General features: G+C 63.2%; 1 pseudogene. It reads left to right on the top strand.

Annotation, left to right across the window (positions count from 1 at the left end):
- Window positions 1-4 precede the first annotated feature (4 nt).
- Window positions 5-1,693: pseudogene (locus EOA33_RS34820) on the top strand (DNA-directed RNA polymerase subunit beta); the annotation flags it as partial.
- Window positions 1,694-1,716 lie beyond the last annotated feature (23 nt).

Here is a 1,716-nt window from a genome sequence, read left to right as displayed (position 1 = left end):
GTAGCACGGCTATAACTACGAGGACTCGATCCTCTTGTCCGAGCGCATCGTCGCCGACGACGTCTTCACCTCGATCCACATCGAGGAGTTCGAGGTCATGGCGCGCGACACCAAGCTCGGGCCGGAGGAAATCACGCGCGACATTCCGAACGTTTCGGAAGAGGCGCTGAAGAACCTCGACGAAGCCGGCATCGTCTACATCGGCGCGGAAGTGCAGCCGGGCGACATCCTGGTCGGCAAGATCACGCCGAAGGGCGAAAGCCCGATGACGCCGGAAGAGAAGCTCTTGCGCGCCATCTTCGGTGAAAAGGCTTCCGACGTGCGCGACACTTCGATGCGCATGCCTCCGGGGACCTTCGGCACGGTTGTCGAAGTGCGCGTCTTCAACCGCCACGGCGTGGAGAAGGACGAGCGCGCCATGGCGATCGAGCGCGAGGAGATCGAGCGCCTGGCCAAGGACCGCGACGACGAGCAGGCGATCCTCGATCGCAACGTCTATTCGCGCCTATCCGACATGCTTGTCGGCAAGGATGCGATCGCCGGGCCGAAGGGCTTCAAGAAGGGCTCGAAACTGTCGAAGGACACGCTTGACGAGTATCCGCGCTCGCAGTGGTGGCAGTTCGCGGTGGAGAACGAAAAGCTCCAGAGCGAACTGGAAGCCCTGCGCGGCCAGTACGACGACTCCAAGAAGGCGCTCGAGCAGCGCTTCATGGACAAGGTCGAGAAGGTGCAGCGCGGCGACGAGATGCCTCCGGGCGTCATGAAGATGGTCAAGGTCTTCGTGGCGGTGAAGCGCAAGATGCAGCCGGGCGACAAGATGGCCGGCCGTCACGGCAACAAGGGTGTCGTGTCGCGTATTGTTCCGGTCGAGGACATGCCGTTCCTCGAGGACGGCACGCATGCCGATATCGTGCTCAACCCGCTGGGTGTGCCCAGCCGCATGAACGTCGGCCAGATCCTGGAGACGCATCTGGGCTGGGCTTGCGCCGGCATGGGCAGGAAGATCGGCGAGCTGATCGACGCGTACAAGGCGGGTGGCGACATCAAGCCGCTGCGCAAGACGCTGGAAAGCTTCATGCCTTCCAACGACCGCAACGAGCCGATCCGCGAGTATGACGACGAGAGCATCATTCGCCTGAGCGAGCAGATGCGCCGTGGCGTCTCCATCGCGACCCCGGTGTTCGACGGCGCGCATGAGGCCGACATCAACACCATGCTGGAGCAGGCTGGCCTGCACACCAGCGGTCAGTCGCAGCTCTATGACGGCCGCACCGGCGAGCCGTTCGATCGCAAGGTGACGATGGGCTACATCTACATGCTCAAGCTTCACCACCTGGTGGACGACAAGATCCACGCGCGTTCGATCGGTCCATACTCGCTGGTCACCCAGCAGCCGCTGGGCGGCAAGGCGCAGTTCGGCGGCCAGCGCTTCGGCGAAATGGAGGTCTGGGCGCTGGAAGCCTATGGCGCCGCCTACACGCTGCAAGAGATGCTGACGGTGAAGTCGGACGACGTCGCCGGACGCACCAAGGTCTATGAAGCGATCGTCAGAGGCGACGACACGTTCGAGGCCGGTATCCCCGAGAGCTTCAACGTTCTCGTCAAGGAGATGCGGTCGCTCGGCCTCAATGTCGAACTGGAGAACACCAAGTTCGACGACGCGCCGGTGCAGCTGCCCGACGCTGCCGAGTAAGGCTATGGCGCGCCGCGCAAGGT

The organism is Mesorhizobium sp. M4A.F.Ca.ET.050.02.1.1, assembly GCF_003997725.1.
Lineage (GTDB): Bacteria > Pseudomonadota > Alphaproteobacteria > Rhizobiales > Rhizobiaceae > Mesorhizobium.
This window is presented reverse-complemented; position numbering and strand designations above follow the sequence as displayed.